The following is a 9,800-nucleotide window of genomic DNA, read 5'->3' as shown; positions in this document are numbered from 1 at the left end:
CGTGATCGCCGCCGTCAGCGTCGTCTTGCCGTGGTCAACGTGACCAACCGTGCCAATGTTCACGTGCGGTTTCGAACGGTCAAACTTTTCCTTTGCCATCATGGCCTCCTTGTCTTCTTGTCGGGTGGTGGGGTGGCACCCACCCTACGGGGTTGTGGTAGGGTGGGCGAAACCCACCAACCGTTACGCGTATTTCGCCTGTATCTCGTCCGAGATGTTCTGCGGCACCGGGTCGTAATGCGAGAACTGCATCGTGAACTGGGCGCGCCCGGACGACATCGACCGCAGCGTGTTGATGTAGCCGAACATGTTGGCCAGCGGCACGTCCGCGTTGATCGAGATGGCGTTGCCGCGCGGCTCCTGCCCGGAGACCTGCCCGCGGCGGCTGGTCAGATCGCCGATGATGGCACCGGTGTATTCCTCCGGCGTGATCACCTCGACGTTCATCATCGGCTCCAGCAGCTTCGCGCCGGCCTTCTTGAGACCCTCGCGCATGCACATCCGCGCCGCGATCTCGAAGGCCATGACCGAGGAGTCGACATCGTGGTACTTGCCGTCGATCAGCGCGACCTTGAAGTCGATCACGGGGAACCCGGCCAGCGGCCCGCTGTCCATGACGCTCTCGATCCCCTTCTCGACACCGGGGATGTACTCCTTGGGCACGGAGCCGCCGACGATCCGGCTTTCGAAGCTGTAGCCTTCGCCCGGCTCGGTCGGGCTGATGATCATCTTGACCTCGGCGAACTGGCCGGAGCCGCCCGACTGCTTCTTGTGGGTATAGGTGTGCTCGATCTCGTGGCTGATCGTCTCGCGGTAGGCGACTTGCGGCGCGCCGATGTTGGCGTCGACCTTGAACTCGCGCTTGAGGCGGTCGATCAGGATGTCGAGATGAAGCTCGCCCATGCCCTTCATGATCGTCTGGCCGGACTCCAGGTCGGTCTCGACGCGGAAGGACGGATCCTCTGCGGCAAGCCGGGCGAGGCCCTGGCTCATCTTCTCCTGGTCGCCCTTTGTCTTGGGCTCGACCGCGATCTCGATGACCGGGGTCGGGAAGGTCATCGTTTCAAGAACCACCTGTTCCTTGGGGTCGCAGAGCGTGTCGCCGGTCGTCGTGTCCTTCAGCCCCGCCAGCGCGATGATGTCGCCCGCATAGGCCTCCTCGATCTCCTCGCGGTTGTTCGAGTGCATCATCATCATCCGGCCGATGCGCTCCTTCTTGCCCTTGGTGGCGTTCTGCACCGTGTCCCCCTTGCGGAGGATGCCCGAGTAGATCCGGGTGAAGGTGAGCGAGCCCACGAACGGGTCGTTCATGATCTTGAAGGCGAGGCCCGAGAACGGCATCGAGTCGTCCGCACGGCGGGCGATGTTGCGCGTCTCGGTTTCGTCATCCGGGGCGAAGCCCATGTAATCGACCACGTCCATGGGGCTGGGCAGGTAGTCCACCACCGCGTTCAGCAGCGGCTGAACGCCCTTGTTCTTGAACGCGGACCCGCCGAGCACCGGCACGAAGCTGAGCGTGAGGCACCCCTTGCGGACAAGCTCGCGCAGCTGCTGCGGCTCGGGCTCTTCGCCCTCAAGGTACATCATCATCGCCTCGTCGTCCATCTCGACGGCGTTTTCGACGAGCTTGCTGCGCCATTCCTCGGCGGTGGCCTTGAGGTCGTCCCGGATCGGCTGGCGGTACCACGTCGCGCCGAGGTCCTCGCCGCGCCAGACCCATTCTTCCATCGTGATGAGGTCGATGATGCCTTCCAGCTCGTGCTCCGCGCCGATCGGCAGCGCCACCGGCACGGCCCGCGAGCCCGTGCGCTCCTCGATCATGTTGACGCAGTTGTAGAAATCGGCACCAAGCTTGTCCATCTTGTTGACGAACACGATGCGCGGCACCTTGTACCGGTCGGCCTGCCGCCAGACGGTTTCCGTCTGCGGCTCCACCCCGGCATTGGCGTCCAGCACGCAGATCGCACCGTCGAGCACGGCCAGCGACCGCTCGACCTCCACGGTGAAGTCGACGTGACCCGGCGTGTCGATGATGTTCATCCGGAACTTGGTGTCCGACGTCCCGTCCTTCGTGGGGTCCTCCTGCCACTGCCAGAACGTGGTCGTCGCGGCCGAGGTGATGGTGATGCCGCGTTCCTGCTCCTGCTCCATCCAGTCCATGGTGGCCGCGCCGTCATGCACCTCGCCGATGAGGTGCGACTTGCCGGTGTAAAACAGGATGCGCTCGGTGCAGGTCGTCTTGCCTGCATCGATGTGCGCCATGATGCCGAAGTTGCGGTAGCGTTCGAGCGGATAATCGCGTGCCATTTGGATAGAGCCTCTAGGGGGTTACCAGCGGTAGTGGCTGAAGGCCTTGTTGGCCTCGGCCATCTTGTGGGTGTCTTCGCGCTTCTTGACGGCCGAGCCGCGGCTGTTGACCGCGTCCAGCAGTTCGCCGGCGAGCCGTTCTTCCATCGTGTTCTCGTTGCGCGCGCGACTGGCATTGATCAGCCAGCGGATGGCCAGCGCCTCGCGACGCTCGGGACGGACCTCGACGGGCACCTGGTAGGTGGCACCGCCCACGCGGCGCGAGCGGACCTCGACCGACGGCTTGATGTTGTCGAGCGCCTCGTGGAAGATCTCCACCGGCGCGCGCTTGACCTTGTCCTCGATGCGGTCGAGCGCGTTGTAGACGATCTTCTCGGCAACCGATTTCTTGCCGTCGACCATCAGGTTGTTCATGAATTTCGAAAGAACCCGGTCGCTGTACTTGGCGTCGGGCAGGATCTCGCGTTTCTCGGCAGCGTGACGGCGGGACATCTCTTCTTCCTTTTACTTGGGACGCTTGGCGCCGTATTTCGAGCGGCGCTGCTTGCGGTCCTTGACGCCCTGCGTGTCCAGGACGCCGCGCAGGATGTGATAGCGCACACCGGGAAGGTCCTTCACGCGGCCGCCGCGGATCAGCACCACCGAGTGCTCCTGAAGGTTGTGCTTCTCGCCGGGGATGTAACTGATCACCTCGTAGCCGTTGGTCAGGCGCACCTTGGCAACCTTCCGCATGGCCGAGTTCGGCTTCTTCGGCGTCGTCGTGTAGACGCGCGTGCAGACGCCGCGTTTCTGCGGGCAGCCCTGCAGATGCATGGACTTCTGGGCTCTTGTCTTGGGCTGCCGCGGCTTGCGGATCAGCTGCTGGATCGTTGGCATTGGGTCTTGTTCCCCGTCTCTCAACACATCTGTCGGCACGCCTCGTGCGTGCGGTTTCCAAAAGGCGTGCGCTTCACGCGTCCGCAAAACGCAACAACCGCAATCGTACCCTGCAACCTGCCGGTACGACGCGGTGGGTTTCCAGAGGATCGGGGCGTGCACCGCCCGGATCGTGACCGCTTCAGTTCTGATTTCAGCCCATGGGGCACCATGCCCGGGGCCGGAATGAGGCGGCGTATAGGCGGAGTCGCCCCCCTTGTCAACAGCCATGGACGGGGAAACGCGCGGGCGGTCGCCGCCTCACATTCCCCGCGGGCGGGTCCGCGCCAGCCGCGCCGACCGGGCGAGACGGGAGTCGCGCCAGAGCGTGTAACCCCCGCTGCCCGCAACGATGGCCGCCCCGAGCAGCGTCAGCGGCTCGGGCCATTCGCCGAACACGGCCCAGCCGAGCAGCAGCGCCCATATCAGCCCGGTGTAGCGGAAGGGCGCGACGACGCCGATCTCGCCCACCCGCATCACCATGATCGAGAACAGGTAGCCGCCGATGATCATCAGCGCCGCCCCAGCCGTAAGGCCGATCTCGCGGCCACTCATCGGCGCCCACTCCCCGGTCAGGCTGGCCAGCCCGAACGCGGCCATCACGGCGGCCGAGGTTACGAGCGTGACCAGCATGGATGGCGTTCCGGGCGACAGGCGCCGCGTGGACAGATCGCGCAGCGTGACGAATCCCACCGCCGCCAGCGCGTAGAGGGAATGGAAGTTGAAATCGGCCGCGCCGGGGCGGACGATCAGCATCACCCCCACGAACCCGACACCGATCGCCGCGAAACGGCGCCAGCCGACCGGTTCTTTCAGGAACAGGGCCGCGGCCAGCGCGATCGTCAGCGGCAGCGCCTGAAGGATCGCCGTGACGTTGGCGATCGGCATGTTGAACAGGGCGGTCAGGAAGAAGTAGGCGGCGCCGATCTCTGCCACCGTGCGCCAGACGATCAGCCCGCGGTCGCGCCGGGGAAGCCGCGCCGCGAGCGCCCCCGTCCACCACGCTGCCAGCGCCACGGCCACCGTTGTCAGGATGCCCCGCAGGAACAGCAGCTGGAAGAGCGGAACCTGCCCCGCCATGACCTTCATCAGCGTGTCGTTCAGGGTGAACGATGCCATCGAGGCCATCATCAGGACCGCACCTGTCAGGTTGTCGGATCGTGCCATGCGCCGGCCCTGCGGGGGATGTCTGGACTGGCGGGGGCCAGCCCCCGCACCCCCGGAGTATTTCCGGCAAGATGAAAAGGCAAGCGCGGCTAGTCCGCGAGCGCCGCGACGATCCGTGCGAGCAGCCCGGGGTTGGCAGCCACCACGCCGTTCACTTGCGGGGTGGCGTTGTTGAACCGCAGGGGCGCGCCCGTACGATCCGCCGCCGCCGCGCCGGCCTCGCGCAGGATCAGCTCGCCCGCGGCCACGTCCCATTCCCATGTCGGGCGCAGCGTGAACATCGCGTCGAACCGCCCCTCGGCCACGAGGCTGAGGCGATAGGCCAGCGATGGCCGGTAGACCCGGATCACGTCGGGTGCCGCGCCGCGCCAGTGCTTGGGCGCGTAACTCGGCTTGGCCGAGAGGACCGAGGCCCCCGTCAGTTCCTCCCGGCCGGAGGCGCGGATCGCCACGCCGTTCCTGGTCGCGCCCTGCCCCGCGGCAGCTGCATAGAGCTTGTCGAGGCGCGGCAGGTAGACCACCGCCGCCGTCACGACCCCGTTCTCGGCCACGGCAATCGAATGCGCCCACGCGCCGGAGCCGTCCATGAAACTGCGCGTGCCGTCGATCGGATCGACGATGAAGACGCGCGCGGCGGACAGCCGCTCACCGGTATCCTCGGTTTCCTCGGACAGCCAGCCATAGTCTGGCCGCGCGCCCCGCAGCGCCCTCTCCAGCGTTTCGTTCACCGCGATGTCGGCCTCCGTCACCGGGCCGAGACCGCCGGGCTTGTCCCAGCTTCTCGCGGTTTCTCCGGCGAAGCGCAGCGCCACCGCGCCGGCCGCGCGCGCCGCCTCGACCAGCAGGGGCAGGTCAGTCGCCGGCAATGGTGAGCCCCTCGACCAGAAGCGACGGCACCACGCGAGACAGCCAGGGACGCGCGTCGTTGGCCGGGATCATCCGGGTCAGCATCTCCGGCAGGCTGCCGGCGATGGTGCACTCGTTCACCGGGTGGGCGATCTCGCCGCCCTCGACCCAGAAGCCGGAGGCCCCGCGCGAGTAGTCGCCGGTATTGGGGTTGATGGTCGCGCCGATCATCGATGTGACCAGCAGGCCGGTGCCCATCTCGCGCATCAGATCCGACCGGCTGCAAGCGCCCTGCGACAGCGCCACGTTCCAGGCGCCGGGGCTCGGCGGGGCCGAGGGGCCGCGATGCGCGTTGGCGGTGGATTGCAGCCCCAGCTTGCGCGCGGTGGCAAGGTCGAGGATCCAGCCTTTCAGAACGCCGTCTTCGACCAGCATGCGCCGCCGCGTCGGCAGGCCCTCGGCGTCGAACGCGCGCGAGGCCGCAACGCGCGGGCGGTGGGGATCCTCGACGAGATCGAGGCCTGCCGGCAGCACCCGCTCTCCCATCCGGTCGCGCAGCCATGAAGACCCCCGCGAGACGGCCGCACCGTTGGCAGCCGACAGCAGGTGCCCGATCAGCGACGCGGCAATGCGTTCGTCGAACAGGACGGGATAGGCGCCCGTGCCCGGCTTGCGCGCACCGAGCAGCGCCGCCGCACGTTCGCCTGCCGTCCTGCCGATCTCGGCAGGGTCGCGCAAGTCGGCGCGGAACACGCGGCTGTCGCCATCGCCATCGCGCTGCATGGCCGCGCCGCTACCGGCGATGGCGGTGCAATAGAGATCGCTGCCGGTGCGGCTGTAGCCCCCGGAAAACCCGTTCGTCGCCGCCATGTGAATCCTGCGCCGCGCCCAGTTGGCGGTGGCGGACTGAACCTGCGTCACGCCCTCCACCGCCAGCGCCGCCGCCTCGGCCTCGCACGCGGCGGCCTGCAGTTCGGCAGGCCGCGGCGCGTCGGCGGGGTCGGCCAGCTCCAGCGTCTCGACGGCGCAGGCCGAACCCAGCTGGGCCGGATCGGCAAGGCCCGCGAACGGGTCGTCGGGCGCCTCGCGGGCCATCGCGACAGCACGGTCGGCGAGCGTGCGGATCGTCTGCGCCCCCGTGTCGGAGGCCGACACGCAGGCCTGCCTGCCGCCGATCAGGACGCGCAGCCCGATATCGGTGCCCTCCGAGCTCTCGGCCTGCTCCAATTCGCCGCCGCGCACGTCGATGGTGACGGAGCGCCCCGAAAGCGCCATCGCGTCCGCGGCATCGGCCCCGGCCGCGGTCGCCGCGTCGATCAGCGCGCCGGTGATGTTCTCCAGACTCTCTGTCATGCCACGCCCTTCAGGTTCGGACCGCACAGGTAGACCGGCCACGCGCCCCGCGCAAGGCGCAGCCGACGTCAAAAGGCCGCGGACGCTCCGCGGCCTTTCGGTCCGGCCTTGGTCGCCGGCTTACTGGAGGCGCTGGCCGTTGGCGAGGATCTGGCCGTCATCCCTGACCTCGATGGTCGAGGTCAGGGTGTCCTCGCCCTCGCCCGGCACGGCAAAAAGACCCATCATCATGCGCATGCCGCTGGCCTCCTCCTCGGGGACGAGCCCCATGCCCACGAGCTTGTCCAGCAGGCCGTTGCCGCCCACGAGCTTGAGGTTCACCTCCCCCGAGGGCGCGGGCATCCCCTCGAACGTCTCGAGATCGGAATTATCGAAGGTGAACGCGCCCGCGCCGGTCAGCTCCGCGCCGGCCGCGCTGACCGTCAGGTCGTTGAGCTGCAGCGAATTGAGCTCGCCCGGCAAGCTCTCGCCCGTGTCGATCTTCGCCATCTGGTCGGGATCGAAAAGGTCGACGAAAAGCTTGGCCGTGCCGGAGATGTCGAAGGCGACGGTCGCCGGATCGTGGGGCAATTGCCCGCCGGGATCGATCATACCCCAGATCATCTCGGAGACGGACACGCCGCCCAGGCGCATGGCCAGGGCGAAATCCTGCATCTCCTCGGACCGGGCAACGGGCATGTCCATGGTGAAGCCTGTATCCTCCGCCCCGATCTCGACCGGGAACGGCAGGTCGCCGCCGGCCATCGAGATCTCGAGCGCCTCGGCATCGCCGGAGTAGAGCACGCGCTCCTTGTTCATCACCACGCGCAGGCCGCTCATGGCCGAGCTGCTGCTGCCCTGCACGGCCTCTTCGTCATCGGTGAAATCAAAGCTGGTGTTGCCGCCCTCGATCGAGAAGCTGCCGTCGATCGCGAAGCCGGCTGCGAGCATCCGCGACATTTCCTCGGTGTCCATGTCCTCCGGCAGGCTCACATCGGCCTTGAGGTCCATGCTGTCCGCACCGCCGCGCACCACCACGTGGCCGTCGCCGCCCTCGGGCTCGTTGATGTCCACGAGGTAGGTGATCGCGCCCGAGCTGACCTTCTGGATCGAGCGCCGCAGCTCGCCGATGACCATCCGGGTGGAGCCCGCGACATTCGCAAGGCTCAACTCGGCAGTGCCGAATTCGGCCATGTCGACCGTCTCGCCCTCCACGGCGAGACGGTCGAGGCTGAGTCCCACCATGGCGGCAGAATAGGTATAGGTCATGTCGTCGGGATCGCCCGACACGTTGATGGAAAGCCCCGTGGTGGCGTAGTTGAGCCCGACATCCGCCTCTTCTCCCTCGGGCCCCTCGACAACCACGCCGATCGGCAGGTCCGCGGGCAGGCCGAGCGCGACCGTGCCGTCGCCGTTGTCGGTAAACGTCATCTCGCCCATCGTCATGGTAACGGTGCTGTCCTCCTCGGGCACCTCGAAGGTCATTGTCAGGTCGGTGACGGTGAGGACGTCGCCCGAGCGTTCCTCGGTCGCCCTGACCGTGTACCCGGCATCGGCCATGTAGCCGCGCCAGTCCGACCAGACCTGCTCGGCTGTGACGTCGGCGCGGGCCCCCGCGGCCCCGGCAAGGACGGTCGTGGCGGCCAGGACAGCGGCGGAGGATGTGCGGGATATCATGATCAGCCCTTCCGTTTTTGGAAATCACGTGTAGCTTCTGCCCAAGCGCCCGCCGGGTCAAGAGCTTACTCCGGCGGCGCCGGCGCGCCTGCGCACCGGCAAACGGAACAAGGAGGTATGGCATGGATATGACCGGACAGTCGGTCCTGATCACCGGGGCCAGCCGCGGAATAGGCGCCGCCGCGGCGCGCGTCTTCGCCGGGGCCGGGGCCAGCGTGGCGCTGGCGGCCCGCAACGGCGACGCGATCGCGCAGCTCGCCGGCGAGATCGGGGGCGACGCGGTCGCGATTCCCTGCGATGTCAGCCGCTACTGGGAAGTGGAAGCCGCGGTAGAGGCCTGTCTCAAGGCGTTCGGACGGCTCGACGTGCTGATCGGCAATGCCGGCGTGATCGAGCCGATCGGGCATCTGGATACTGCCGATCCGGCAAGCTGGGGCCACGCGATCGACATCAACCTCAAGGGGGTCTTTCACGGGATGCGCGCGGCCATGCCGGTGATGAAGGCAGCCGGCGGCGGCACGATCATCACCGTCAGCTCGGGCGCGGCGCACAATCCGCTGGAGGGGTGGAGCCACTACTGCGCGTCCAAGGCGGGGGCCGCGATGCTGACGCGCTGCGCCGATCTTGAGGGGCGCCCCCACGGGCTGCGGGTCATGGGGCTCAGCCCCGGCACGGTGGCCACCGAGATGCAGCGCGAGATCAAGGCCAGCGGCATCAACCCGGTGTCCGAGCTGGACTGGGAGGACCACATCCCCCCGGACTGGCCGGCGCGGGCGCTGCTGTGGATGTGCAGCAATGACGCCGACGGGTTCGCCGGGCACGAGATCAGCCTGCGCGACGAGGACATCCGCCACCGGGTGGGCCTGGCATGATCCGGCTGGAAAAGGATGGCGGCCTGTGGACCGCGGTGATCGACCGGCCGGACAAGGCCAACTCGCTGACCGAGGAGATGCTGACGGAACTGGCCGAGATCGCGGAGGCCGCGCAGGAGGCCCGCGCGCTCGTCCTGACCGGCAGGGGCAAGGTGTTCTCGGCCGGCGCGGACCTAGAGGCGGCAAAGGCGGGGCTGGCCACCAGCGGCGTCTGGGAACGGCTCTCGGCCGCGATCTCGGCCATACCCGGGATGACCATCGCGGCACTCAATGGAACCGTGGCGGGCGGGGCCATGGGCATGGTGCTGGCCTGTGACGTCCGCATCGCGGTGCCCGGCGCCAAGGCGTTCTACCCGGTGATGAAGCTGGGCTTCCTGCCGCAGCCATCCGACCCCGGCCGGTTGATCGGGCTGGTGGGGCCGGCGCGGGCCAAGATGATCCTGATGGGCGGCCAGAAGGTCGACACCGAAACCGCGCTGGCCTGGGGGCTTTTCGACAGGATCGCCGAGCCGGACGATCTGGCGCAGGAGGCACGCAACCTCGCCGCGGACACGCTGGCCGCCGACCCGGTGCACGCGGCCACGATCAAGGGAATGTGCCGGGGATGACCGCCACGTCCGTTGGCCCGGTCCCCCGCCGAACACCAACACCCCGGACAACGGGGCACCACGCAACCAACAGGAG

10 protein-coding genes are annotated in these 9,800 nt (G+C 67.8%); 2 read left to right on the top strand and 8 right to left on the bottom strand.

What is annotated here, in order from left to right; all coding sequences use genetic code 11:
- From ACH13J_RS06415 to ACH13J_RS06380, 8 genes are all read right to left on the bottom strand, one after another.
- Positions 1-99 (bottom strand): GTP-binding protein (locus tag ACH13J_RS06415; RefSeq protein ID WP_397542489.1); only part of this gene is annotated, 99 nt, incomplete at its 3' end.
- Positions 100-183: 84 nt separating this feature from the next.
- Positions 184-2,307: an elongation factor G gene (gene fusA / locus ACH13J_RS06410; RefSeq protein WP_397542486.1), complete on the bottom strand. Its 2,124-nt coding sequence runs from the start codon at positions 2,305-2,307 to the stop codon at positions 184-186.
- Between the two features lie 21 nt (positions 2,308-2,328).
- Complete coding sequence (gene rpsG / locus ACH13J_RS06405; RefSeq protein WP_397542485.1) at positions 2,329-2,799, bottom strand: 30S ribosomal protein S7; 471 nt, start codon at positions 2,797-2,799, stop codon at positions 2,329-2,331.
- A gap of 12 nt (positions 2,800-2,811) precedes the next feature.
- Positions 2,812-3,183 carry a 30S ribosomal protein S12 gene (gene rpsL, locus ACH13J_RS06400; protein ID WP_397542484.1) on the bottom strand — a complete coding sequence of 124 codons (372 nt, stop codon included), beginning with the start codon at positions 3,181-3,183 and terminating at the stop codon, positions 2,812-2,814.
- Positions 3,184-3,483: 300 nt separating this feature from the next.
- Positions 3,484-4,389, bottom strand: a complete 906-nt coding sequence (locus tag ACH13J_RS06395) for an EamA family transporter (protein WP_397542483.1) — start codon at positions 4,387-4,389, stop codon at positions 3,484-3,486.
- Between the two features lie 89 nt (positions 4,390-4,478).
- A complete protein-coding gene (locus ACH13J_RS06390; protein ID WP_397542482.1) occupies positions 4,479-5,255 on the bottom strand; it encodes an inositol monophosphatase family protein in 777 nt (258 codons plus the stop codon).
- On the bottom strand, positions 5,242-6,588 hold the full coding sequence (locus ACH13J_RS06385) for a metallopeptidase TldD-related protein (RefSeq protein WP_397542481.1): 1,347 nt from the start codon (positions 6,586-6,588) through the stop codon (positions 5,242-5,244). Before ACH13J_RS06385 ends, ACH13J_RS06390 begins: the two co-directional genes overlap by 14 nt.
- 120 nt (positions 6,589-6,708) lie before the next feature.
- Positions 6,709-8,244 carry a DUF2125 domain-containing protein gene (locus ACH13J_RS06380; RefSeq protein WP_397542480.1) on the bottom strand — a complete coding sequence of 512 codons (1,536 nt, stop codon included), beginning with the start codon at positions 8,242-8,244 and terminating at the stop codon, positions 6,709-6,711.
- A gap of 122 nt (positions 8,245-8,366) precedes the next feature.
- On the opposite strand from ACH13J_RS06380, the gene ACH13J_RS06375 reads away from it, so the two are divergent.
- A complete protein-coding gene (locus ACH13J_RS06375; RefSeq protein WP_397542479.1) occupies positions 8,367-9,116 on the top strand; it encodes an SDR family NAD(P)-dependent oxidoreductase in 750 nt (249 codons plus the stop codon).
- On the top strand, positions 9,113-9,724 hold the full coding sequence (locus ACH13J_RS06370; protein WP_397542478.1) for an enoyl-CoA hydratase-related protein: 612 nt from the start codon (positions 9,113-9,115) through the stop codon (positions 9,722-9,724). Before ACH13J_RS06375 ends, ACH13J_RS06370 begins: the two co-directional genes overlap by 4 nt.
- Positions 9,725-9,800: the final 76 nt, after the last annotated feature.

This window comes from Roseovarius salis (genome assembly GCF_044472985.1).
In the GTDB taxonomy this organism is placed as follows: Bacteria; Pseudomonadota; Alphaproteobacteria; order Rhodobacterales; family Rhodobacteraceae; genus Roseovarius; species Roseovarius salis.
The sequence above is the reverse complement of the archived record's forward strand: the minus strand, read 5'-3'. Positions and strand labels throughout refer to the sequence as shown.

Coding starts and splice junctions, on each gene's coding strand:
- fusA (WP_397542486.1), bottom strand. CDS start 2,307: ATGGCACGCGATTATCCGCTCGAACGCTACCGCAACTTCGGCATCATG.
- rpsG (WP_397542485.1), bottom strand. CDS start 2,799: ATGTCCCGCCGTCACGCTGCCGAGAAACGCGAGATCCTGCCCGACGCC.
- rpsL (WP_397542484.1), bottom strand. CDS start 3,183: ATGCCAACGATCCAGCAGCTGATCCGCAAGCCGCGGCAGCCCAAGACA.
- ACH13J_RS06395 (WP_397542483.1), bottom strand. CDS start 4,389: ATGGCACGATCCGACAACCTGACAGGTGCGGTCCTGATGATGGCCTCG.
- ACH13J_RS06385 (WP_397542481.1), bottom strand. CDS start 6,588: ATGACAGAGAGTCTGGAGAACATCACCGGCGCGCTGATCGACGCGGCG.
- ACH13J_RS06380 (WP_397542480.1), bottom strand. CDS start 8,244: ATGATATCCCGCACATCCTCCGCCGCTGTCCTGGCCGCCACGACCGTC.
- ACH13J_RS06375 (WP_397542479.1), top strand. CDS start 8,367: ATGGATATGACCGGACAGTCGGTCCTGATCACCGGGGCCAGCCGCGGA.
- ACH13J_RS06370 (WP_397542478.1), top strand. CDS start 9,113: ATGATCCGGCTGGAAAAGGATGGCGGCCTGTGGACCGCGGTGATCGAC.